This window comes from Microlunatus sp. YIM B11417, assembly GCF_059617205.1.
This window is the reverse complement of record NZ_JCAMPJ010000004.1, coordinates 1-23759: the sequence shown is the minus strand read 5'-3', so window position 1 is coordinate 23759 and position 23759 is coordinate 1. Positions and strand designations below refer to the sequence as shown.

Sequence of the window (23759 nt, the reverse complement as noted above, 5' to 3'; positions counted from 1 at the left end):
AGCCGTGGCGGAGTTGCGAGACGTTTCGAGCGAGACCACCGCGACCGGGCTGACCTGGCGGCCGCACGGGCGCCGGGAGCCGACGCTGCGCGACCTGACGCTGACCCTGCGACCCGGCGAGCGGGTGCTGCTCGCCGGCGCCAGCGGGTCGGGCAAGTCCACACTGCTGCGGCTGCTCGCCGGGCTGGCCGATGAGAGCCTCGGTGAGCTGACCGGGGAGTTGCGGCGGTCCGGTGAGGATCGTCCGGGGCGAGCCGGCCTGCTGCTGCAGGACCCGACCCACGCGGTGGTGGCCGAGCACGCCGGGCGGGACGTCGCGTTCGGCCCGGAGAACCGGCGGCTGGAACGACGGGAGATCGCCGACCGGACGCGGCGGGCGTTGGCGGCTGTCGGCTTTCCGTACCCGGCGGCGCGACGGTCCACCGACCTGTCCGGCGGGGAACTGCAGCGGCTCGCGCTGGCCGGCGCGCTCGCCCTCGCCCCCGAGCTGCTGCTGCTCGACGAGCCGACTGCGATGCTCGACCCGGACGGCGCCCGGACGGTTCGGGAGGCCGTGATCGAAGCCGTCGCCGACCGGCCGATCACCGTGGTCGTGGTCGACCACCGCCCCGGTGACTGGCTCGACTTCTGCGACCGGATGCTGGTGCTCGGGCCGGACGGCCGGCTGATCGCCGACGGCCCGGCCCGGACCGTGCTGGCGGAGCAACGGGACGAACTGCTCGCGGCCGGCGTCTGGGTGCCGGGCGAACCGCCGCCCGAGCCGGTACGGATCGACTGGACCCGGCCGACCGGCGGGTCGACGACAGCGTCGGCTCGCGATGACGCGGGGGCCGTTCTTCGGGTGCGCGGGCTGGGACTCGGTTCGCCCGGGGCCGAGCCGCGTCCCTTGGTGACAGGACTGGACCTGGACCTCCGCCCGGGCGCCCTGGTCGCGGTGTCGGGGCGGAGCGGCAGCGGGAAGTCCACCCTGCTCCGGGCACTGGCCGGACTCCGGCCGGCCGACACCGGAGAGCTGGCCGTACCCCGGGACGGCGGCGAGTTCCCGCTGGACCGGCTGGCCCGGCGGTCCCGGGAACTGGCCCGCGTCGTGGCCTGGCAGCCGCAGTATGCGGAGCAGCAACTGACCCGTCGGACCGTCGAGGCGGAGGTGCTGGCGACCAGCGAGGCGATCTACGCGGACGACCCGGAGCGGCTGGCGGTCGCGCGGCGGCGGGCGGAGACGCTGCTCGTCGCCCTCGGGCTGGACCGGTTGCGCGGCGCGGATCCGTACCAGCTGTCGGGCGGAGAGGAACGTCGGGTCGCCCTCGCGGCCGCGGTGGCGCACGGGCCCGCCGTCGTCCTGCTGGACGAACCGACCGTGGGGCAGGACCGACAGACCTGGGCGGCCGTGGCCGGCGTCATCGAGGCGTTGCGGGCCGAGGGCATCGCCGTCGTCGTCGCGACCCATGACCGGGACCTGGCCGACCGCGCCGACCGCCGGCTGGAGCTGGGCGGACCGGCGGTGGCCGAGACCGAACGACCCGACCACACGATCGCACCGGTCGTCGAGCCCGGCGACCCGCCGGCCGCACGCTGCAACCCGGTGGCGCTCCTGGTCATCGCGCTCGGCGCGGCGATCGGCTCGTTCTTCGTCTCGGACTGGCGGGTCGGCCTGATCACGCTCGCGCTGTCGCTGCTGCTGGCCCCGCTGGCGGTCCGCAGTGTCCGCGCGACACTGGCCCGGTTGGTCCCGGTGACGTTGGCCGCGATCACCGTCGGCTGGTCGGCGCTGGCCTTCTCCGAGCGGGGCTTCCTGGCGCCGGACGCCTGGCCGGTCGCCGCGGCTGAGGTGACCCGGATCGGCTGCCTGGTGATCCCCGGCGTGCTGCTGATCCCGTCGTTGCCGCCGAGCCGTCTCGGCGATGCGCTGGCGCAACGGTGCAGACTGCCGCACCGGCCGGTGGTGGCGGCCGCAGCGGGCCTGCTCCGCCTGCAGCAACTGCTCGAGGTGTGGCGGACCATGGCCGACGTACGGCGGATCCGGGGGCTCGATCCCGGCCGGTCGCCGGTCGGCCGAGTCCGGCAGGCGGCCGGAATGACCTTCAACCTGCTGGTCTACGCACTCCGCTCGGCGCAGCAGTCGGCGCTGTCGATGGACGCCCGCGGTTTCGCCGCGGCCCGCCGCCGGACCTTCGCGCTGCCGTCGCCCTGGCGTGCCGTGGACTGGCTGGCCATCGGCGTCGCGGCCCTGCTGACCGCGACGCCGATCCTGCTCAGCCTCGGGTTCGGCTGACCGTGGCCTGTCGGTTTTTCACGTAAACGTGAAAAACTTGTGACCAGAGTGATCAGAGATATTCCTCGATCGCGCCGAGCAGGACCGACTTGGACTTGGCGCCCTTGAACGCCTTGACCAGTTCGCCGCCGACGTACACCTGGATGGTGGGCAGGCCGAGGACGTGGTTGTTGGCCGGCGTCACCGGGTTGGTGTTGGTGTCCAGCTTGACGAAGGTCACCTTGTCGCCGTGCGCCTGGGCCAACTCCTCGATCACCGGGGCGACCTGCTTACACGGACCGCACCAGTCGGCCCAGTAGTCGACCACGACCGGCTTGTCGGACTTGAGGACGACCTCTTCGAAGGTGTCGTCGGTGACTTCGCTGACGGAGCCCATGTCTCTCCCTGCTCTCCTGATTCGGTGCTGACTTCTCAGACGCCGGCCGGTACGGCGGCCTCGGTGGCCTGATCCGCGAGCTCGGCCAGGTAGCGCTCGGCGTCCAGCGCGGCCGAGCACCCGGTGCCCGCCGCCGTGATCGCCTGCCGGTAGGTGTGATCGACCAGGTCGCCACAGGCGAACACGCCGGGCAGGTTGGTCCGAGTGCTGCCGGGCTGGGTGAGCACGTACCCCTCGGCGTCCAGATCGACCTGGCCGCGGACCAGCTCGGACCGCGGGTCGTGGCCGATCGCGATGAACAGGCCGGAGATCGGCAGGTCCCGCTGCTCGCCGGTCTGGGTGTCCCGCAGGGTCACGCAGTCGAGCGCGTGGTCGCCCTTGATCTCGGCGATCTCGGAGTTCCAGCCGAACTTGATCTTGGGATCATTCTCGGCGCGCTTGGCCATGATCTTGCTCGCCCGAAGTTGATCACGGCGGTGGATCAGCGTGACCGACTTGGCGAACCGGGTCAGGAAGGTGGCCTCCTCGACGGCCGAGTCACCGCCGCCGACCACCGCGATGTCCTTGTCCCGGAAGAAGAATCCGTCACAGGTGGCACACCAGGAGACCCCGTGGCCGGACAGCCGGTCCTCGTCCGGCAGGCCGAGCTTGCGGTAGCCGGAACCCATCGCCAAGATCACGGCGCGGGCGGAGAACGTGTTGCCGTACGCGTCCTGGACCGTCTTCACGTCGCCGGTCAGGTCGACCGCGGTGATGTCCTCGGCCACCAGTTCGGCACCGAACCGCTCCGCCTGGGCCTTCAGGTTCTCCATCAGGTCCGGGCCGAGGATGCCGTCCGGGAAGCCCGGGTAGTTCTCCACGTCGGTGGTGTTCATCAGCGCGCCGCCCGCGTCGACCGAGCCGGTGAACACCAGCGGCTTCAGCGCGGCCCGCGCCGCATAGATCGCTGCCGTGTAGCCGGCCGGCCCGCTGCCGATGATGATCACGTCGCGGACCTCGCCCGAGGGCTTGGTCGCGACCGTTTCAGCGGCCGGGGCCGAGATCGTGATCGCATTGACGGCGGGGACGATGCCGGAGAGGTTGCTCATCGAGATCCTTGTGGTCGCTTCTGTTTCAGGGTGGTACGGCTTCCGCCATCGCCACCCTACAGCGACCAAACGCCCTCACCGGGCCTGCTATTCCGGCACGGACCGACGGGCCAGCAGGGCCACCCCGACTGCCCCGAGCAAGGCTACCGGCGGCAGCAGGAACAGCCCCCGGACGCCGAGGTACGGCAGCGCAGCGGCGGCCAGACCGCTGCCGGCCGCGCTGGCCAGCAACGAGGCGCAGACCAGCGACGAATAGCCGCGGGCCAGGTCCGATGCCGGCACCACCCGGTCCAGCAGGCCCGACAACAACACGCTGAGCGGCGCGCCGAGCAGGCCGCCGCCGAAGCCGGTGACCAGCAGCAGCCACGGGAGCCCGGCGACCGCCCAGGCCGCCGTCGCGACCAGCGCGGCGACGCCGGCCACCACGGCCACCCGGGTCAGCGCCCGGCCGGGCCAGACCCGAGCTCCGTATCCCAGCGCGCCGGCCACGTCACCGAGCGCAGCAGCCGAGGCGACGGCACCGGCCAGGAACGCCAAGCCGGCTGCCGAGGTCACGCCCGGGACCGCCACCGCGGTGACCCCGGCCGCCAGCCCGACGCTCACGTTGATTCCCAGCAGCCAGCCCAGGCCGCCGCGCCACCACCGGGACCCGGAGCGAGCCGTCTCGCTGGGCCGGGCGACGGCGGTGCGTGATCGTACGGCGGAGCGGAAGAGGACGGCCGAGCCGAGCATCAGCACGGCGATCAGTCCGAGTCCGGCGGCCGGCACCGCGATCGCCACAGCGAGGCTGACCAGCAGGGGGCCGATCAGGACGGCACCCTGGAAGAGCACGGCCAGCAAGGCATAGCCGGCGGTCCGGCCGGCCGGGTCGATGATCACTCCGGGCAACCAGGCCCGGACCGCGGTGGTGATCGCCGGCACCGTCAGGCCGCTGACCGCGACGACGCCGATCATGATCACCTGGGGTCCGCCGGCGTACCCGATCATGATCAGCGCGGCGAACCCGGCCGCCGACACCAGGCCCATGATCATGATCAACGTCGCCGGGCTGCGGCCGCTGAGCAGGCGGCCCTGGATCAGCAGGCCGACCGCGTTGCCGGCGCCGAAGACGCCGGCCAAGGTGCCGGCCCACTGCAGGGATCCGGTCCACTGCTGGACGCTGAGAATGATCGCCAGCCCGGCCATGCCGATCGGCAGGGCGCTGACGAAGACGGCGGAAAGGGCGGGTACGACGGCAGGCGTCGACCAGAGCTTCCGATAGGGCTGCAACATGTGGGCATACCTCCAGGAGGCTGCCCACCCACCCATGCCGGTGCGAGTCACCGGCTCGTATGTCGTCAGGCTAGCCGAGATGCTGCTTCAGCAGAACGTCCATCTCGGTCGCTGACCCGGGGCACGGTCGTAGCGGTCGGCGGCCGGGGAAGGCAGTGGGCGGGTGGGCGCCGGCGCGGCGGACGGACAGGAAACGTCCGGTGCGCGAGAGATGTGCTGGCAGGCGGGGTGGGGAGGGGGTTGGGTGCGCGAGATGTGCGGGCAGGCGGCCAAGTGGGGAAGGTCCGGAGCGCGAGATGTGCCGGCAGGCGGGTGGGGAGAATCGGGTGCGCGAGCTGGGTTCGCGGCCGGTGGGGAGGGCGGGTGCCTGAGATGTGCGGACAGGTCGGGAAGGCCCGGCGGGTGGAGAAGGTCGGGTAGGCGAGCTGTGGCGACCGGCGGGTGGGGAAGGCCCGGCACGCGAGACAGGTCGGGAAGGCCCGGCGGGTGGAGAAGGTCGGGTAGGCGAGCTGTGGCGACAGGCGGGTGGGGAGGTCCGGCACGCGAGACATGTCGGCAGGCGGGGGTAGCGAAGGTCCGGAACGCTAGAAGTGCCGGCGGACAGGTCGGGAAGGCCCGGCGGGTGGAGAAGGTCGGGTAGGCGAGCTGTGGCGACAGGCGGGTGGGGAAGGCCCGGCACGCGAGACATGCCGGCAGGCGGGGGTAGCGAAGGTCCGGAACACCAGAGGTGCCGGCGGCGGATAGGTGGGGGAGGTCCGGTGCGCGAGATGTGCTGGCGGGTGGGGAAGGTCGAGTAGGCGATCTGTGGCGGCAGGCGGCGGCCGGGCACTCACGGGTCCCGAGCAGGTGCCGGCGGTCGCGGACGAGTCGCCCCGCCAGGTTGTCCATGCCGGAGTTGGGCGCGAAGCCGGACGCCGGGCTCGCCGGTCGACCCGAGGAGTGACCGAAATCGAGCCGAACTCTGCGGCAGCGCCGCACAACGCGTCGATCAGCGCGGAGTGCGCTTGATTTCGGTCACCCACTGCTCAACGCCCCTCGCGGTCCGAACGCAGATCCGGCTTTTCGGCCTACGGCGCGAGTGTCACAGATCTGCCACACAACGCGGCCCGGAACCGATTTCCTGGCTTCGGGGGCGCGTTGCGCGCCAGATTTGTGACACCGGCAACTTCGACGTCCCGGGGTGGGTCGGTTCGAACTGGCGCGCGGCGCCGGTCGCGCTGATGTGCTTCGGCGATCGCGGCGCGGTCTCCGCCCAACCAGCGTCGACGACCCGTTCCGGGTGAAGCGCCGCCTGTGACCGTTGCTGCGGGAAGGGCTACTTGGGCAGGGGCGTGGTGGTGCCGGCTCGCGGGTCGTCGGGGCAGCCGGTCACGACGGTGACCCGGGACTGGCCGTCGGCGGAGGTGTAGACGAGGAGGGCCGGGGCGCCGTCGACGGTGACCTTGGCGATGTCGGTGATCCGGCCGTCGGTCACCTTCTGGGCGCAGGTCCAGGACTGCGAGAGCCAGTGCGTGTCGAGGTCCTTGGAGGAGCGGAGCGACTCGGCCTGGGAGGCGAGGTCCTTGCTGGTCAGCGGCGACCGGATGGCTTCGGGTTCGCCGAGGCCGGCCCGCGCGCTCGCCGCGTAACCGGCGAAGCCGATCCCGACGGCCGCAACACAGGCCACCAGGGCGCGGCCGAAGAAGCGGGACCGGGACGGCTTGTCCAGGTCGCTGCCCAGGGTGCCGAGGCTCGGCTTGGGCCGGTCGGCGAGTTCGCGCCGGTGCAGTTCGGCGGCGTCGGCAGCCCCCGAGCTGCGCCGCTGCAGCTCCAACGCGATGACCTCGGCGAGGCGGTCGGCGACCGCCGCCGGCATCGCCGGTACGGGTTCGGCGGCGAGCCGTACGCTCACCTGGTCGAGGTCGGCCTTGCTGGCGGAACACTGCCGGCAGTCGGCCAGGTGTGCGTCGATCTCCGCAACGCGGGTGGTGTCGAGCAGGCCGGCGGCTGCGTCGGCCAGTTCGTCCACAGTCAGATGAGCGGCCACAACGGGTTCCTTGGGCTGGAGAGGGGAAGAGCGGGGGCGTGGCGCCGGAGCGCCGTGCGCTTGGACGTCGCGTGGGCCGGGTCTGGTTCCCGGCCTGGTCGGAGAGATCTCCGGGGCTCGTTCTTCATGGTCGTCACCGCCGCCCAGTCAAACAGTTCCGGGGTCAAGCATCCCCTGGGTCCGGAGCCGGTCCACGGCGGACTCCGTCGCCGGATCAAGTGTCGCCTGCTGCGCGTACCGAACCAACCAGCGCAGCAGGGTCGGTTCACCGTCGCGGAGCAGTGAGGTGGTGACCGCCCGCCGGGTGCCGTCGGCCAGCGTCAGCCGGTAGCCGGGGCCGGTCAGCGTCCGCAGCCGCCGTACGGCCACGACGTCCGCCCCGGCAACCCGATGCTTGGTCCGGAACCGACGCACCGTCGCCCAGCCGCCGTCCACCTCGAGGAAGGCACGGGTCCGATACCAGACCACGGCCAGCAGCAGCAGCCAGCTGAGCACCAGCACCACCAGGACCGGAACCCAGCCCGCCGTCCGCTGGCTGACCAGCAGCATGACGCAGGCGAACAGACCGACGGTCGACACCAGGATCGGCGTCCGCCAGTTGTAAGCCAGGTCGAGCGGGTGGGACATGGGGTTCTCTCGGTGGGGGCGGATGGTCGGGTCAGGGGGCCGGACCGTCGCGCTGCCGCCCCGGCGTCCGCACCCGTGGCCCGGCCGGCTCCGGTTCCGGCGTCTCTGCTGCAGGCTCCTCGGGCTTGGCGCGCAGGTGCCGCAGCAACGGCACGAGCTTGGCCCGGCCGCGGGCGCACCGGCTCTTGATGGTGCCCGGCGCGCAGCCGAGGATCGACGCGGCCTCCTCGACCGAATAGCCCTCCATGTCGACCAGCACCAGCGCGGCTCGCTGGTCGGCGTTGAGCTGGCGCAGCGCGGCCGCGACGTCGCTGCGCTCCTCCTTGACCTCCATCGGATCCTCCGACGCGGTCACGCCGAGCTCGGCGGCGCGGTCCGGGTCCTCCGGCAGCGGCTCGGCCCGGCGGACCTTGTTGCGTCGGATCCGGTCCAGGCAGGCGTTCACCACGACTCGGTGCAGCCAGGTGGTCACCTGGGCGTCGCCGCGGAAGCTGCCGGCCCGGCGGAAGGCGGAGATGTACGCGTCCTGCAACGCGTCGGCCGCCTCTTCCGGGTTCCGCATGGTCCGTAGGGCGATCGCCCAGAGCCGTTCCTGATGTCGCCCGACCAGCGTCGCGAAGGCCTCCGAGTCCCCGGCGACGTGGGCGCGCAACAGCTCGAAATCGCTGGGACCGCCCGGGGGCGATCCAGTCACCGATAGACCTCGACCTCGTGAATCCCACCGCGGAAACGCTGGGGTTCCTCCTCGGGCAGTGAGGTCAGGTAGACCAGGACGAACCGGGTGGTCACCGGCTGTTCCAGGGGTACGTCGATCTGTTCGCCGGCATTGTTGACCTCGGCGACGACCCGCCAGTCCTTGTCGGTCCCCATCGGAGGCTTGTTCACGCCCTCCTTCTCCGGCACCCGGAGCTCGAAGTCGGTGCCCTTGCCGCTGAGGATCAGCTTCACCTCGCGGACCGGCACCTCCTCGCCCAGGTCGAAGACGACGCCCACGCCCCGCTTCAGGCCGCCGAGCTTCGCGTCGTTGCGGTACTGCATGGTGCGCCAGCGGGTGTCCGGTTCGCCGTCGTACGCGTTCGGCACCTCGTCCGGGTTCTCGTCCGACGGGTCACCCTGCGGATCGAAGTCGCGGGCGTCCTCGATCGGCACCAGCACCGGGTCGGCCGGTGGCAGTGGCGTCTCGCTGGCCGGCTGGGACGGGTTGCTGATCGGGTTCGGCAGACCGCTCGGGCGGATCACGAAGGTGGCCACGATCGCCGCGATCACCAGCAGGGCGACCAGCGCGACCAGCAGGATGATCCAGCGCTGCGGCTTGCTCGGCGTCCCGTTGCCGTTGCGCGGGCGTACGTGCGGGATCAGTGCCGTACCGCCGTCCGGCGGCGGTGGCTGCCGGATCATCGTCGAGCGGGCCGACTCGGGGCTGGTCGGCGAGATAGAGCCGGCCATCGGGAGCGCCGGTCCCTGCCGTACCTGCTCCTCGGTCGGGTTGTTGTCCGGCGTGCTGGAGATCGGCGATTCGGGCCGGTCGACGGCCGCCATCATCCCGGTCGGCTGCTCGCTGAGAGGGATCTCGCCGGTCTCGTCCGGCCGGACCCGCGGGATCGGCTGGCGCAGCCGGCGCTCCAGGTCGGCGGTGGCGTCGGCGGTGCCGAGCACCTTGGTCAGGGCGTTGACGACCTCGTTCGCGGTGTCGAGCTGCGGCGCGTGGTGCCGCGGCGGGCGGCCGAGGATCTGGTCGGTGACCTGGTCCAGCGCCGGCGACACCCCGGCCCGGACCTGGCGCGGGGTCGCCCAGCGGCCGCCGAGCACCGGGGCGGCGCCGAGCCCGTACGCAGGACCGCCGGGCCAGCGGGAGACCAGGCAGGAGTAGAGCAGCCGGCCGAGGTCGTACACGTCGGCGGCCTCGCCGTGCCCCTCGGCGGGTTCGCCGCGGACCGGCCGCAGGGCCGACTCGATCACCAGGCCGATGATCTTGACGTTGCCGGTCGGCGTGACGACCACGGTCTCCGGGTTGATCCGCTCGTGGAACAGGCCGAACCCGTGCACCGCGGACAGCGCGTCGGCCACCTCGCGGGTCACCCAGGCCGCCTCCAGCCCGGTCAGCGGACCCTGGGCCAGGATGGCGCTGAGCGGCTGGCCGGTGGCGTACTCACAGACGATGTAGGAACCGATCCGGGCGTCGTCGGAGTAGACCGCGTCGAGCACCCGGAGGAAGCGGGAGTCGGTCGCCGCGGCGCCGCGCCGGGCGGCGTCCAGGACCTCCGTCGCGTGCGGGTCGAGCGGTGGCAGCAGGTGCACCAGGACGGACCGGGAGAGCACCTGGTCGAAGGCCCGCCAGGTGACCGTCGGATCGTCCGCGGCCAGCATCTCCTCGAGCCGGTAGCGGCCGGCCAGGACGGTGCCGGGGGCCGTGATCGAAGCGCCGGGAGCCGTGTCCACGCCGCCGGAACGGTCCCCGCCCGGATCGACCGCCGGAGGCGTCGCGGCAGCGGCGCTCGGGGACTCCTCCGGACCGACCTGATCCGGGGTGTCAGCCGAGGGCGCGACTGGTGTGGTCATCTCGGACCCGGGTTTAGCTGACATCGTGATGGGACGGCCATGGGCTGACCGGTCGGGAACGATCTTAGGATGCGAGGCCGCCCGACGAGCGGCTTGGTTCGCATCTGGGACGATCCTAGGCTCCGGGGCACCCGTTTCGCCGTAGAACTCGCGCAAGGGGCGGATCACGGTCTGGATGCTGGCCTCGTCCTCGATCGGCGCCGGTGCCGGCTGCCGGCGGCGCAGCACGAAGGCGAGGATCTGGCTGACCTCGGAGATCTTGAACAGCCGCGCCAGCAGCAGGAACACCACGATCGCGACGAGCCCGGCGACCACCAGGGCCAGGGCCTGGACCAGCTTCGCCGACGACCAGAGCTTGAAGCCCGCCGTGATCCCGTACGCCAGCGCGCCGGCCGGCGCGACCGCGGCGAACAGCTTCCCGGCATGCCCGACCAGGCTGCGGATCGGCATCCCGGACAGCCGCCGGGACAGGACGCCGACAGCGAGGACGAGCCCGATCGTGTACGCGATCACGTGCGCGATCGCCAGCCCGACGGCCGTGGTGGCCGGCGAGTTCAGCAGCAGCACGATCAACACCGCGAGCGAGGCGTTCGCGGCACCGATCGCGATCTGGATCAGGAAGGCGGTCTTGTTGTCCTCGAGCGCATAGAAGGTCCGCAGACAGAGGTAGTGCAGGCTGAACGGGACCAGTCCGAACGCGAACGCCATCAGGGTCCAGCCGGTCAGGTAGGCGTCGCTGGTGCCCTTGCCGAAGCCGAAGACGAACTCGGCCAGCGGTACGCCGAGCGAGAAGAACGCGACCGCCGCCGGCACCATCGCGGTGAGCAGCAGCCGCATCGTGCCGAGGGTCTCGTCCCGGACGCCGGCCAGGTCACCCGCCGCGACCAGCCGGGACGCCGACGGCAGCATCGCGGTGGCCAGTGAGACGGCGATCAGCGAGTGCGGCAGCTGGTAGGCGGCGTAGGCGTACGAATAGACGGTCAGACCGCCACCGGTGCCGCCCGTGGTCGCACCGCCGGCCACCTTCTGGATCACCACCAGCGCCGCCTGGTTGACCAGCACGAAGCCGAGCGTCCACTTCGCCAGCCGCACCGTCCGGCCCAGCCCGGTGCCCTTGAAGTCGAACCGCGGCCGGAACTTGTAACCGACCGCCTTCAGGTACGGCAGCAGCACGATCGCCTGGCAGACGATGCCGAAGGTGGAGCCGAAGCCGAGCAGCAGCTCCTGCTGACTGGTGAACGGGCTGGTCCCGTCGCCGCTGCCGAAGACGACGAAGAAGACCGCCAGCACGCCGATCGAGATGATGTTGTTGGCGATCGGCGACCACATCATCGGGCCGAACCGGTCCCGCGCGTTGAGCACCTGGCCGGCCAGCACATGAATGCCGTAGAAGAAGATCTGCGGCATGCAGTAGTAGGCCAGCCGCACCGTCGAGTCGTAGCTGCGGGCCAGTTCGGGCACGTGCCAGGACTCGGGCGTGTAGATCCAGATCACCAGCGGCGCGGCCAGCGTGAGCACGACCGTGAGCAGGCCGAGCACCAGGATGCCGAGCGTCATGATCCGGTTGGTGTACGCGTCGCCGCCGTCCGGGTCGTGCTTGATCGCCCGAACGATCTGAGGCACCAGGACCGTGTTCAGGATGCCGCCGGCCAGCAGGATGTACATGCTGTTCGGCACCGTGTTGGCGTAGTTGAACATGTCGGCCTGCCGGGTGGCATTGCCGAACAGCGCCACCAGCAGGGCGAACCGGCCGAAGCCGAGCATCCGGGACACGGCCGTCCCGGCCGCCATCAGGACCGTGGCCGAAACCAGCCGGGACCGGCCGCGGGGCGGGTCGGCGGACCGGCCGGACGAGCCGCCGGAGACGTTCGGCGAAGCTCGGCCGGAGGTCGCGGCCGGGTTGCGGGCGGAGTTCATGCGAGGTCCCCGCCGCGGGGGTCAGGGGAGCGCAGCGCGTTCCGGCTCCGGTGTCGCGGGCGCATCATGGGCGCGCCCGTCGCGGCCCGTCGGGCGTCCCGGCGCCGGGCCGGGCCTGGGTCGGATCGGGCCGGCTCGGATCGGGCCGGCCCGGGTCGGACGGAGCCGGCGCGGACGGGGAGGGCGCGGACGGGGTAGGTCCGGACGGGGAGGGCGCGGGTCGGGCCGCGCCGGACCGGGCAGGGTCGGAATCGGCGGGGCCGGACGGGGTAGGGCCGGACGGGGCGGGTCGGGGCGCGCCGGACCGGGCCGGTCGTGGCTGCGACCGATCGGCTGGGGGCGCACCGACGGCGGCGGCCGGCGGCTGCTCGGCCGGGTCGACCGCGACAGCCGCGCGCTCCACGGTGTCGTCGTCCTCGCGCTCCTGCGCCCGCTCCCGGGCGACCTGCTGGATCCGGAACACGGTGGTCCCGATCAGCACGATGCCGGCGGCGATGGCGATCACCCAGCCGACGGTGCCGGCCTGGGTGACGGTCACCTGGACCGTGGCCGGCTTGCCGACCGGCCGGCCGGAGGCGGTGACCAGCTGTGCGGTCACCTCGACCGGTCCGTTGGCCCGCGCCTCGATCTGGGTGTTCCGGGTCACCGAGGCGTTCCGTTCCGGGTTGGCGCGGATGACGACCGGGTCCAGCGGCTTCACCGTGAGCCGCTGCGACTGCGCCGAGGTGAACGTGATGCCGACCCGGATCGAGTTCTGATCGCCCGGCTGTTCGGGGCCGGGCAGCGTGTTGGTGATCGTGATCGGGAAGCTGATGTCGTTCTGGCCGGTGGTGGTGAACCGGGAGACCAGGCCGATCTTGACCGCGTCGCCGATCACCCGGTCGACCTGGTCCAGCCGGGCCGCGACCAGGTCGGTCCAGCCGTCGTCGCCGCGCCAGGTCGCCGAGACCGCCTTCGCGACGGCCGCGTCCGCGTCCTTCTTCGCCTGCGCCGGGTCGAGCAGCAGTTCGGCGTAGGTCTGGTACGAGTCCGCCAGGTCGTCCACCTCGCGCAGGCCCTTGGCCGGCAACTCGGCCCGCTGCGCCGCCTTCGGGTAGTCCGGCTTGTCGGTCAGCCGGTCCGGCTGCTGGCGGAGCAGGTCCGGCAGCGGCACCGAGCGCAGCCAGGGCGCCGCGAGCTGGCGGTCGGTGCCGGCCTCGGTCGGCGTCGTGATCAGCCGGACCCGGCCGGTGAGGTCCTTGCGGTCCGCCGTCATGGCTTCGATCCAGGTCTCGGCCAGCGTCCGCTGCCGCTGGTGGACGGCGGTGTTGCTCGGGTCCGGGCCGGGCCCGCCGGCGGAACCGGCGCCCTGGTAGTTGATGATCGGCGGGCCGTCGCCGTCCCGGAGCAGCGGCGCCGAGCTGCCGGTGGTGGCATCGGAGAGCAGGATGCCGGCCGGGTCCAGGTCGGCGGCGGCCCGGAGCGTCGCGGCGTCGGCCGCCCCGTCGCCCGGCCAGACCAGCAGCGGCAGGGCCGAGGTCTCCGGTACGGCAGCCCCGGCGGCCTTGACCCGCTCCAGCAGCTCGGTGCGGTCGGACCGGACCAGCGCGGCCAGGTCCGGCGTCCCGTACTGCAGGCGGAAGCCGGGATTGCTGTCCAGCAACTGTTCGAAGCCCTGCAGCCAGGCGGCCGCCCGCTCGGTACCGATCCCGGCGGTCAGGTTCCCGTCCGCGTCACGGACCTGATAGCCGGCCCGCATCGCGGTCAGCTCCTCGATCAGCGACGGGTCGACGGCGAACGTGGTGCCCGGGTTCTGCGCCGCGGCCAGCAGCTGGGTCAGCCGACCGCCCGGCCCGACCTCGTCGGCCAGATGGTCGTCGATGAAGACCCGGTCCTGCAGCCGGCCCGGCCGGGAGTTCAGCACCACCACCGACGAGATCGGCAGCACCTGGTCCGGGGGCTCATTGAGGATCGGGACGAACAGCCGGGCTCGGCCGATCGCCGGTGCCCGGTCGGTGCCGTCCAGGACGTGGACGCCGACCAGGTAGACGCCGTCGGCATCCGGCAGGTCCAGCTGCTCCGGCGTCGCCGACACCGTGAACTTCGCCGACTCGCCCGGCTCGAGGGTCGGGTCCGCCTCGGTCCACAGGTGGAACCGGTTCTGCACGTCGGCGGTGACCCGGGCGCCGAGCGGATCGGTCGGGGCCGAGTCGAGGGCGGTCCGGAAGCCCTCCTGATCGGTGATCGGCGCCTGGTTCCGCCAGAAGTAGACCCGGGGCCGGTCGATCGGCTCCTTACTGGTGTTGGTGACGACGCCGGTCAGCGTGATCGTGTCGGTGGGGCTGGGCAGACTGGGCGACAGCGCGGTGATCCGGATCGAGACCAGGGCGTCCGGGTCGTCGGCCGCGGCGGGGGTGGCCGAGCCGGCCACGATCAGCCCCGCGAGGGCGTACGAGAGCGCGAGCGACAACACCCGGAGCAACACGGACCGGTCGGGCCGGCCAGGAGTCGAGCGCCGGGGTCGTCGGGACGCACAAGGTGCCCCCCAAGCTTCCGGTCTCCCCACCCCGACATCCTAGGGTGTACAACGCAATCCCTAGTCGGCCGCGCAACGGTATCCAGGGCCTTCTCAGCCAATGTTCGTGATTCGGCGAATCCCGGTCGGCGCCGCGGCGGGGCGCGACTACAGTCTTCGCTCGTGACATCCTCTGCCGCCCAGTCGAACGTGGTCGCCGCGCTGCTCCGGATCGCGCCGATCGCCGATGACCTCGGCCGGGTCTTCGCGGCGGCGGGACACCGGCTGTACCTGGTCGGCGGCAGCGTCCGGGACGCGCTGCTGGGCCGGCTCGGCCACGACCTCGACTTCACCACCTCGGCGCGGCCCGACGAGATCGAACGGCTGCTCCGGTCGGTGACCAAAGCGGTCTGGACGATCGGCAAGGAGTACGGGACGATCGGCGCCAAGTTCGCCGTCGGCGGCCAGGAGTGGCTCGTCGAGATCACCACGTTCCGGGCCGATGCGTACCGGCCGGAGAGCCGGAAGCCGGAGGTCGCGTTCGGCGACACCCTGGAGGGCGACCTGGTCCGGCGCGACTTCACCGTGAACGCGATGGCCGTTTCGGTCCCGGACAAGGAGTTCCACGACCCGTACCGGGGGCTGGAGGATCTGGCCGAGCGGCGGCTGCGGACCCCGGCGGCGCCCGAGCAGTCGTTCAGCGACGATCCGCTGCGGATGATGCGGCTGGCCCGCTTCACCGCCCAGCTCGGCTTCGAGCCGGCAGCGGACGCGGTCCGGGCGGCGACCGGGATGGCGGACCGGCTGGACATCGTGTCCGCCGAACGGATCCGCGACGAACTGTCCAAGCTGCTGCTGGCCGAGCAGCCGCGGGCAGGCCTCAACCTGCTGGTGGCCACCAAGCTGGCCGACCGCATGCTGCCGGAACTGCCGGCGCTGCGGCTGGAACGCGACGAGCATCACCGGCACAAGGACGTCTACCAGCACAGCCTGACCGTGCTGGACCAGGCGATCGAGCTGGAGGACCGGCTCGGTGGGCAGCCCGATCTGGTGAACCGGCTGGCGGCGCTGCTGCACGACATCGGCAAGCCGAAGACCCGCAGGTTCGAGCCGGGCGGGAAGGTGTCGTTCCACCATCACGACGTGGTCGGCGCCAAGCTGGTCCGGAAGCGGCTGACCGCACTGCGCTACCCGAGCGATGTGATCGACGCGGTGGCCAAGCTGGTCGAACTGCACCTGCGCTTCCACGGGTACGGGGACGGACAGTGGACCGACTCCGCCGTCCGCCGGTACGTCCGCGACGCCGGCGATCAACTGGACCGGCTGCACGTGCTGACCCGGGCCGACTGCACCACCCGGAACCAGGCCAAGGCGGCCCGGCTGCGCTCGGCGTACGACGACCTGGAGCACCGGATCGCCGAGCTGCGGGACCAGGAGGAGCTGGACGCGATGCGGCCCGACCTGGACGGCAACCAGATCATGGAGATCCTCGGCATCCGGCCCGGCCGGGAGGTCGGCGAGGCGTACAGGTTCCTGCTCGAGCTGCGGCTGGACCGCGGCCCGCTCGGACCGGAGGCCGCCGAGGCCGAGCTGCGCGCCTGGTGGGCCGCCCGCTGAGCCACAACGCTCCCTGATCCTGTCGAAGGGCAGGCCCACAGCTGACTTGGCCGTTCGGCAGGCTCAGGGCACGTGAGCGGTCAGCGGACGGCGGGGATGAAGCCGATCTTCGAGACGTAGCCGTGGTAGAGCCGGGCGGCCTCGCCGACCGGGATCTGGCCGAAGTCGAGCAGCGTCCGCAGTCCGTCCAGCTCGGCCGAGCACGTCTCGGCAGCGGCGACCCGGCTGCTCAACTGCTGGCTGTTGGCCAGGTTGATCGTCACAGTGGTGGCGACCGAGACGATCAGGGCGAGCAGGCAGAGCACCTGCCAGACGATCGAGGTCTGCGGCAGCCCCAGCAGGTCGGTCGTCGTCTGGGTGAAGCCGGGTCCGCCGAACGCCGGCCCGGCCGTGAAGGCCGCGGAGGCGCCGCTGCAGACGATGCCCGCGACCGCCAGCCGGTTGCCGCGCGGCCGGGCCGAGCGCAGGTAGCCGGACAGGTCCTGCTGCCGCGCGTCGATCATGGTGATGAGTTGACGATCCGGCGTGATCACATCCATCGCAGCCTCCCGGCCGACGCGGTGCCCCTCCGCACCGACCCCAGGAGAATTCTAGGGAGCAAACCCGCCGGATTTCACGGATTCTGCGCGAGCAGGCCGGCCAGGATGACCGTCAGGAACCGCTGCAGGTCCCTGGCGAAGTCGATCCGGAGCGCGGCCAGCTCGGGATGCGCGTCGTAGACCGCCAGGATCGCCTCGCTCGGGTGGGCGTGCACGCAGAGCGCGCCGGCGGTGAGCAGCGCGGCGGCGGCGAACGCATCGGCCGGTTCCTCGCCGAGTTCCGGAACGGCCCGGCGGGCGAAGGCGCCGAGGTCTCCGAGGACCGCGAGCGAGGCCCGCTTGTGCCGCTCGGCCACCTCGACCGACACGTTCCGCTCCAGTACGGCCGCCTGGCTGCTGATCAGGTCGCAGAGCACCGACCGCGCGGCCAGCGAGTCGGCGATCGCTGCCGCCAGCCGCCGGCACCGGGTCGTGACGGCTCCGCGCATCCTGGGCGTCCGGCCCAGCTCGGCGACCCAGTCGGTGAGTTCGGTGGTCAGCAACTCCAGCAGGATCGCCTCGCGGGAGTCGAAGTAGCGCAGCACGTTGGACTTGGCCAGCCCGACCCGGCGGGCCAACTCGTTCAGGGTGAGGTCGGCGACCGGCTGTTCCCGCAGCATGGTCGCGGTGACGTCGAGGATCGCGGTCCGGCGGGCGGCCCGCTGCTCCTCAGTGCGGGCCCGGTGGAAGGTGGCCATGACCCCAGTATTTCAGACCGGCGGTCTCTTGATAACAGACCCATGGTCTGTTAGCTTCGAAGCAATAGAACAGACCATCGGTCTCTTAAGGGTGGAGCCATGTATCAGGTACCCGATCAGACGGGCAAGATCATCATCGTCACCGGTGCGAACAGCGGCACCGGCAAGGAAGCGGCGGCCCGGCTGGCGGCCGCCGGGGCGCACGTGATCATGGCGGTACGGACTCCGGAGAAGGGTGACCAGGCCCGGCAGGAGATCCTGGACCGGTATCCCGGCACGAGCCTCGAGGTACGCCGGGTCGACCTGGCCGACCTGGCCTCGGTCGAGGAGTTCGCGGCCGGCGTGGACCGGGTGGACACCTTGATCAACAACGCCGGCGTGATGATGCCGCCGACCCGGCACACCACGGCGGACGGCTTCGAACTGCAGTACGGCAGCAACTTCCTCGGCCCGTTCGCGCTCACCGTACGGCTGCTGCCGGTGCTGCTCCAGTCGGCGGGCGCCCGCGTCGTCACGATGAGCAGCGGGGTCGCCAACTTCGGCAGGATCAGTTTCGACGACCCGCAGTGGCAGCGCCGGCGGTACCGGCCGATGGGCTCGTACGCGCAGTCGAAGCTGGCCGACCTGATCATGGCCCGGCAGTTGTCGGCGATTGCCGCGAACCGGGGCTGGGACCTGATCAGCGTCGCCGCCCATCCCGGCTACACCAGGACCAACCTGCAGAGCACCGGGCCGAACCTGGGCCGCGCGTCGAACGGCCGCTCGGCCTTCGACTTCCCGCTGTTCCCGTCGCAGGAGGTCGGGACCGGCGCCGAGCCGCTGCTCTACGCGGCGGCCGATCCGGCGGCGGTCAACGGCGGCTACTACGGCCCGAGCGGGAGGTTCGAGCTGGTCGGGCCGACCGGGACGGCCCGGGTCCCGCGCCGGGCCAAGGACCTGGAGACCGCCCGCCGGCTGTGGGCGGACGCCGAGCGGCTGACCGGCGTCTCGCTGGCCACCGTCTGACCCGGGCGGCTCAGAAGGGCTCGGTCTCCTGGGTGCTGGCGTTGCCGCCGATCCGCTTCTTCAGCTCGATCTCCCAGTTGGACTTCGGCAGGAAGGACAGCTGGAACCGCTGGAACGCGCAGCCGCGGGTGAAGGTCCTCCGGTCGTCGTCCCAGTCCGTGCCGGTCTTGTAGTAGACGGTGTAGGTCTTGGCGGCCAGGTTGTACAGCGTGGTGTCGGAGTTGGCTCGGACGTAGACACTGGCCATCGGCTTCTTCGGGTTCTTCGTCACCGCGGCCACCACGTAGTCCGACGGGGTGTCGTTCTTGATCTTGAGGAAGCGATCGCCCCGGCTGCCGTTCCGTTCGATCACCTCGCCGTTGTCCGCCCGCCGCTTCTTCTTCGCCGGCGGCTCCGGGCTGGCCGGCAGCAGCTTCCCGCCCCAGCTGTAGCCGGCCTTCTTGAACCGGCCGGTCAGCCCCTTGAGTTCGTCGGCCGCCACCGAGGCGTGCACCTTCCGTTTGGCCGTGATCAACTGTTCGGACGTCGTGGGGGTGATGCCGCACTCGTTGGCCGCGGGCTTGCTCGCCGTGAACGACGGCACGGAACCGAGCAGTGTGACCAGGGCGGAGTTGGCGGTGGTCGCGGAGTCCGGGGCGAGGGCTTTCTCGAACTTGCCCGATTCGCTCTGCAGCACCTTGGCCAAGGCGTCCGCGGCGGCCTCGAGTTCCTTGATCGACTTGGTGGCCATCACCTGGTCGAAAGCCTTCCGTACGGTCGCTTCCGAGCTGCTGAGCAGCTTCTGGTACGCGTCCTTGGACAGGGCCTCGGTCGTCGGTGAGGGAGTCGGCGTGGCCGGGGCGGACGAGACGCCGGGCTCCGGGGCGGCCGGGTCCTCGGGCGTCGAGCCCGTACCGCAGCCTGCGCCGACCAACAGGATCAGGGCGGCCGTGGCCCCCAGCAGGCGGGTCCTCATGGCCCAAGATTAGTTTCCGGAACGCCGGTCCGGGTACAGAAACCGAAGTCCGCGAGACGGGTCAGCCGCGCTGGTCGTCGGCGGCGGCCTCGTCGTCGATGACCTCTCGCATCGACTCGGTGCCGGCGTTCAGGTCGAGGCCGCGGGTGACGATGAGGAAGCCGAGGCCGAGCAGCGCGTAGCAGACCGCGAGCCCGATCAGGACCGGCACCGAGCGGCCGTCCGGCGGCATGATCAACGCGGTGATGCAGGCGGCCAGCACCAGGGCGACGTTGAAGATCATGTCGTAGATCACGAACGCCCGGCCCTTGACGTCGTCGTCGACATGGGCCTGGACCAGGGTGTCGACGCAGATCTTCACGCTCTGCGCGGTGACCCCGAGCAGGAACGCCGCGATCATCAGCGTGATCTTGGTGTAGATCGCGCCCGGGAACACCTGCAGCACGGCGGACGCCAGCAGCGCGGCGACGACCCAAGCGCGGACGCCGGCACGGGCCGTGATCAACGGGGTGACCGCCGCCGCGACGACGAACCCGGCGCCGGTGATCACCGCGAACAGCCCGAGGTCGGCGATGGCCGGGTTCACGTCGTCGATGCTGTGGAAGTGGTTCCGGAAGATCAGGATGGTGGCCACCGTGACGACGCCGAAGACCAGCCGTTGCAGGCCGATGGTGATCAGGCCGATCCCGGCCGCCCGGCGTTCCCGCAGGTGCCGCAGCGCTCCGGCCAGCCCGGCGATCACGTCGCGGGCGGACCTGGTGCCGCGCTCGTCCGGGCCGAGTTGATCACGCGGGATCCGCAGGGCCAGGCAGGCACTGACCACGTACCCGCCGCAGGCGACGATGAACAGCGTCGCGTCCGCGGCGAAGGACGGCACCTGGCTGCCCAGCACCAGCCGGAGCAGGGTGCCGATGGCCGCGCCGAGCAGGGCGCCGGCCGGCCCGACCGTCGGCACCACGGAGTTCGCGACCATGTATTCGGTCGGCTCGATGGTGTGCGGCAGGGCCGCCGACAGCGCGGCCAGCAGGAACCGGTTCAGGCTCATCGCGAGCAGCACGCCGCCGTAGAACAGCGCCTCGATCGAGCCGGTCCGCAGGCCGGTCGCGACCAGAGCGGCCAGGCCGAGCACCAGCACGGCGCGGATCAGGTCGACCACCACGAGGACCTGGCGGCGGGACCAGCGGTCCAGGATGACACCGACGAACGGGCCCAGGATCGAGAACGGCAGCAGGGTGATCGCCAGCACGGCCGCGATCGACCCCGCGTCCGGCTGGCGCTCCGGCGAGAAGAGAACGTACGAGGCGAGGGCCACCTGGAGCAGCCCGTCGCAGGACTGGGTGGCGATCCGGACCGCCATCAGCTTCCGGAAGTAGCCGTGTCGCCACAGCAGTCGCAGGGCGCGGATCCACTCCATCGGGTCAGTCTCTCGTACGGTCCGGGCGGCTATTCCTTCGGAGGGTACTTGGCGACGTACTCGTCGAGCTTGTCGTCCCGCAGCGCCTTCGACAGCTCGGCCATCTTCTCCTCGTCCACCAGGTCGATCGCCTGGCCGTCGTCGGAGGTGCCGAAGCCGGCGATCGGGGCCTGCAGGCTGTAGATCTGCGACGGCGGCAGCCGCAGCGAGAAGGCCAGGTCGCGGATCTTGTCGTCGGTCAGCGCGTCGTCCACGGTGAGGTGCGAGGCGACGCCGCCGACGAAGGTGGTGAACCGCTGCGGGTTGGCGATCGTCTCCGGGCTGAGACCCTTCTCCAGGATCGCCTGGATCACCTTCCGGTGGTTCTTGGCCCGATCAAGATCACCGTTCTTCAGCTTCTTCCGCTCCCGGACGAACCAGAGCGCTTCCTCGCCCATGATCGTGATCTTGCCCTTGGGGTAGTGGAAGCCGTGCGTGCTGAACTCTTGATCATTGGTGACGGTGACCCCGCCCAGCTCGGTGGTGAGCTCGGTGAAGCCCTCGAAGTCGATCAAGGCCAGGTGATCCATCCGGGCCCCGGTCAGCGACTCGACGGTCTTGATCGTCAGCTTGGGCCCGCCCCACGAGTAGGCGGCGTTGATCTTCGCCTTGCCCTTGCCGGGGATCTCGACCCAGAGATCACGGGTGAACGAGATCAGGTACGCCTTGTCCCGGGCCGCGTTCAGGTGCGCGACGATCAGCACGTCGGACCGGCCGGTGCCGCTCTTGTTGTTCGGGTCCCGGCTGTCGGAGCCGAGCAGCACGAAGTTGACCGCGCCCTTCTCCTGCGACGGCTGCTTCTCCGGACGGTCGGTGTCGCTGTCGTCCGGCATCGAGTCGTTGGTCCGCTGCAGGTTCTCCGAGACGGACTTGTTCAACGAGGCCGCGTACAGGAACCCGGCGACCAGGGCCAGCACGAGCACGCCGGCGACGGCGATCAGCACGGCCGGCAGGGCACGCCGCTTCTTCTTCGTACGCGCCGGCGGACGCTCTCGCGGTTCCTCCTCCTCGTTGAAGGTGAACAGGTCGACCGGCGTCTCCGGCATGGCGTCAAGACCCTTCGCTGACTGATGTTCCCCGAATGTGCTGCGGGCCACGGCCCCACGGCCTGCCCGATTGTAGTGGCCCGACGAAGTCAACTCCGGCCGAAGCCGATCGGTTCCCCGTGCCGCCGGCCGGGTGGGTAGGGTCATTCGGGTGACCGATCCGCGCTCAGCCCGCGCCGAGGGCGCCGCTCGCCGGGCCGATCTGGCGCAGGGCCAGCAGCGCACCGAGGCGGTCAAGGCGCAGCGGCTGATCGATGCCTTCGTCGCCGAGGCGCGGCAGCGCGGCCTGGCGCCCGAGCGGCTGCGGGCCCGGCTGATGTCCGGCGCCGAAGCGCGGACCGACCGGAGCGGCTGGTATCTCCGCCGGGACCGTTCCGTCGCGATCGGCGAGAACGGCGAGTACTTCGTGCTGCTGGTGCCGGGCGGCCTGGCCGAACGGGTCCGCGGGGTCAAGCTGACCGCGACCCCGCCGCCGCTGGTGGTCGGCCGCGGCGGACCGGACGGCGAGGCCGGCGATCTGGCCGAGTTCCTCCGCCGCCGGCTGGAGCAGGGGTGACGCTCGCCCGCTCGCTCACGGTGGCCCGGGGCGGCACCGGCCGGTACGAGGCCAAGGGCTCGGTCTTCCGCGGCCGGGTCGAGCGGGTCACCACCGAGGACCAGGCGCGCGCCGTGATCGACCAGGCCAGGCGGGAGCACCACGACGCCCGGCACCACTGCTCGGCCTTCGTGCTCGGACCGGGCGGCCGGATCACCCGGAGCAACGACGACGGCGAGCCGTCCGGCACCGCCGGCGCCCCGATCCTCCAGGTGCTGGCGGGAGCCGGGGTCAGCGACGTGGTCGCCGTGGTCACCCGCTGGTTCGGCGGTACGTTGCTCGGCGCCGGCGGCCTGGTCCGCGCCTACACGGCGGCCGCCCAGGCAGCGCTCGCGGACGCGGGCACCCTGGTCCGCGAACTGCGCACCCTGGTCGAGATCTCCGTACCGGCGGCGCAGGCCGGGAGGCTGGAGAACACGGTCCGGCAGGCCGGCGCCGACGTCGGCGAGGTCCGCTGGGCCGACCCGGTGGTCATCCCGGCCGCCGTCCGCGACCCGGACACCCTGACCCGGCTGGTCGCCGAGGCGTCCGGCGGAGTCGCCGAGGTCGCGGTCATCGGACAGTCCTGGATCGATCTGGAGGGAGCAGGCGGATGAGCGACGTACGGGTCCGGCAGGCCATGCCGGAGGACCACGACCGGATCCACCCGGTGCTGGACGACTGGTGGGGCCGCCCGATCGCCGCGGTCCTGCAATCCCTGTTCCTGGACCACTTCTTCGACACCAGCTTCGTCGCCGACGACGACCAGGGCCTGGCCGGCTTCCTGGTCGGCTTCCTCTCCCCGTCCCGCCCCGAGGTCGCCTACGTCCACTTCATCGGCGTCCGCCCCGACCTCCGCCGCACCGGCCTGGCCGCCGACCTCTACCAACGCTTCTTCACCCTGGCCCGCGAGGCCGGCCGCACCGAGGTCTGGGCCATCACCTCCCCCGTCAACGACCGCTCGATCGCCTTCCACGAAGCCCTCGGTTTCGAGGTCACCCGAACCCCCGACGGCCCCGTCCGCTTCCGCCGCCCCCTCTGACCCTCCCCCCGCCAGGAACCCGCCGACCGGTCACAAACGCAGGCGTTCTGGCGGGCGGAATCTCGGGGTGAGTGCAACACGGCCTAGATGGGGTGTGTTGTGGGTGGTTCGTGGTTTGGTGCTCGGCCGGGGTTTTCCCGGCGGGTTCAGCGGGTGTTCT

General features: G+C 71.6%; 19 protein-coding genes. 6 read left to right on the top strand and 13 right to left on the bottom strand.

What is annotated here, in order from left to right; all coding sequences use genetic code 11:
* Positions 1-4: 4 nt before the first annotated feature.
* Positions 5-2272 carry an ATP-binding cassette domain-containing protein gene (locus AC6CCG_RS19670; protein ID WP_496656321.1) on the top strand — a complete coding sequence of 756 codons (2268 nt, stop codon included), beginning with the start codon at positions 5-7 and terminating at the stop codon, positions 2270-2272.
* A gap of 52 nt (positions 2273-2324) precedes the next feature.
* Here the strand turns inward: AC6CCG_RS19670 and trxA are convergent, their stop codons facing one another.
* From trxA to AC6CCG_RS19630, 8 genes are all read right to left on the bottom strand, one after another.
* Positions 2325-2648, bottom strand: coding sequence for a thioredoxin (gene trxA, locus AC6CCG_RS19665; protein WP_496656320.1), 324 nt, complete (start codon positions 2646-2648; stop codon positions 2325-2327).
* Between the two features lie 35 nt (positions 2649-2683).
* Complete coding sequence (trxB, locus tag AC6CCG_RS19660; RefSeq protein ID WP_496656319.1) at positions 2684-3736, bottom strand: thioredoxin-disulfide reductase; 1053 nt, start codon at positions 3734-3736, stop codon at positions 2684-2686.
* An 87-nt stretch (positions 3737-3823) separates the two neighbouring features.
* Positions 3824-5008 carry an MFS transporter gene (locus AC6CCG_RS19655; RefSeq protein ID WP_496656318.1) on the bottom strand — a complete coding sequence of 395 codons (1185 nt, stop codon included), beginning with the start codon at positions 5006-5008 and terminating at the stop codon, positions 3824-3826.
* Between the two features lie 1315 nt (positions 5009-6323).
* Positions 6324-7034 (bottom strand): anti-sigma factor, encoded by a 711-nt coding sequence (locus tag AC6CCG_RS19650; protein ID WP_496656316.1) that lies wholly within the window; start codon positions 7032-7034, stop codon positions 6324-6326.
* A gap of 147 nt (positions 7035-7181) precedes the next feature.
* Entirely contained in the window at positions 7182-7661 is a 480-nt protein-coding gene (locus AC6CCG_RS19645) for a hypothetical protein (protein ID WP_496656315.1), read from the bottom strand.
* Between the two features lie 31 nt (positions 7662-7692).
* The gene (gene sigM, locus AC6CCG_RS19640; RefSeq protein ID WP_496656313.1) at positions 7693-8355 is read right to left on the bottom strand and encodes an RNA polymerase sigma factor SigM; all 663 of its coding nucleotides are present in this window, start codon (positions 8353-8355) and stop codon (positions 7693-7695) included.
* Complete coding sequence (gene murJ / locus AC6CCG_RS19635; RefSeq protein ID WP_496656312.1) at positions 8352-12137, bottom strand: murein biosynthesis integral membrane protein MurJ; 3786 nt, start codon at positions 12135-12137, stop codon at positions 8352-8354. Before murJ ends, sigM begins: the two co-directional genes overlap by 4 nt.
* A 64-nt stretch (positions 12138-12201) precedes the next feature.
* Positions 12202-14601: a DUF6049 family protein gene (locus AC6CCG_RS19630; protein WP_496656311.1), complete on the bottom strand. Its 2400-nt coding sequence runs from the start codon at positions 14599-14601 to the stop codon at positions 12202-12204.
* A gap of 240 nt (positions 14602-14841) precedes the next feature.
* On the opposite strand from AC6CCG_RS19630, the gene AC6CCG_RS19625 reads away from it, so the two are divergent.
* Positions 14842-16248, top strand: a complete 1407-nt coding sequence (locus AC6CCG_RS19625) for a CCA tRNA nucleotidyltransferase (RefSeq protein ID WP_496656906.1) — start codon at positions 14842-14844, stop codon at positions 16246-16248.
* Between the two features lie 80 nt (positions 16249-16328).
* Here the strand turns inward: AC6CCG_RS19625 and AC6CCG_RS19620 are convergent, their stop codons facing one another.
* Positions 16329-16787, bottom strand: a complete 459-nt coding sequence (locus AC6CCG_RS19620) for a hypothetical protein (RefSeq protein ID WP_496656310.1) — start codon at positions 16785-16787, stop codon at positions 16329-16331.
* Between the two features lie 74 nt (positions 16788-16861).
* Entirely contained in the window at positions 16862-17524 is a 663-nt protein-coding gene (locus tag AC6CCG_RS19615) for a TetR/AcrR family transcriptional regulator (RefSeq protein ID WP_496656309.1), read from the bottom strand.
* A gap of 99 nt (positions 17525-17623) precedes the next feature.
* Between AC6CCG_RS19615 and AC6CCG_RS19610 the strand changes: the two genes are divergently transcribed.
* On the top strand, positions 17624-18529 hold the full coding sequence (locus tag AC6CCG_RS19610) for an SDR family oxidoreductase (protein WP_496656308.1): 906 nt from the start codon (positions 17624-17626) through the stop codon (positions 18527-18529).
* 10 nt (positions 18530-18539) lie between these two features.
* On the opposite strand, the gene AC6CCG_RS19605 is transcribed toward AC6CCG_RS19610, so the two are convergent.
* The 3 genes from AC6CCG_RS19605 to AC6CCG_RS19595 all read right to left on the bottom strand — a co-directional run bounded on the left by AC6CCG_RS19605 (position 18540) and on the right by AC6CCG_RS19595 (position 21983).
* Positions 18540-19484 (bottom strand): hypothetical protein, encoded by a 945-nt coding sequence (locus AC6CCG_RS19605; protein ID WP_496656307.1) that lies wholly within the window; start codon positions 19482-19484, stop codon positions 18540-18542.
* 61 nt (positions 19485-19545) lie between these two features.
* Positions 19546-20898, bottom strand: a complete 1353-nt coding sequence (locus AC6CCG_RS19600) for an MFS transporter (protein WP_496656306.1) — start codon at positions 20896-20898, stop codon at positions 19546-19548.
* 29 nt (positions 20899-20927) lie between these two features.
* Entirely contained in the window at positions 20928-21983 is a 1056-nt protein-coding gene (locus tag AC6CCG_RS19595; protein WP_496656305.1) for an LCP family protein, read from the bottom strand.
* Positions 21984-22134: 151 nt separating this feature from the next.
* Here AC6CCG_RS19595 and AC6CCG_RS19590 point away from each other — a divergent pair, with 151 nt between their 5' ends.
* The 3 genes from AC6CCG_RS19590 to AC6CCG_RS19580 are packed head-to-tail and all read left to right on the top strand — an operon-like array spanning position 22135 to position 23599.
* A complete protein-coding gene (locus AC6CCG_RS19590; RefSeq protein WP_496656304.1) occupies positions 22135-22539 on the top strand; it encodes a hypothetical protein in 405 nt (134 codons plus the stop codon).
* Positions 22536-23174: an IMPACT family protein gene (locus AC6CCG_RS19585; RefSeq protein ID WP_496656303.1), complete on the top strand. Its 639-nt coding sequence runs from the start codon at positions 22536-22538 to the stop codon at positions 23172-23174. Before AC6CCG_RS19590 ends, AC6CCG_RS19585 begins: the two co-directional genes overlap by 4 nt.
* Positions 23171-23599, top strand: a complete 429-nt coding sequence (locus AC6CCG_RS19580; protein ID WP_496656302.1) for a GNAT family N-acetyltransferase — start codon at positions 23171-23173, stop codon at positions 23597-23599. The genes AC6CCG_RS19585 and AC6CCG_RS19580 overlap by 4 nt, the downstream gene beginning before the upstream one ends.
* Positions 23600-23759 lie beyond the last annotated feature (160 nt).